1 protein-coding gene is annotated in these 209 nt (G+C 42.6%); it reads right to left on the reverse strand.

Annotation, left to right across the window (positions count from 1 at the left end):
• Positions 1 to 209: Calx-beta domain-containing protein (locus Q0828_RS24480; RefSeq protein ID WP_298428010.1), on the reverse strand; the 209-nt coding region annotated here is incomplete at both ends.

A 209-nucleotide genomic window follows, 5' to 3' on the forward strand; every position in this document is an offset into this window, starting at 1 on the left:
CTTGCCACCGTTCCAGTCACGGTAAAGTCTTCTGTTGGTTCCCCTACTGTATCATCTGTAATTGGAATATTAACATTTACCACTGTCTGCCCTGCTGGAATCGTAGCAGTAACTGTTGTACTTGTATAATCTGCTGGATCTGTCGCACTGTTGTCTACCGTAGTAATTGATACCACTGTAGCTACACTACTTGGATTGTCAATACTTAC

It is taken from the genome of uncultured Kordia sp. (assembly GCF_947496985.1).
Taxonomy (GTDB): Bacteria; Bacteroidota; Bacteroidia; order Flavobacteriales; family Flavobacteriaceae; genus Kordia.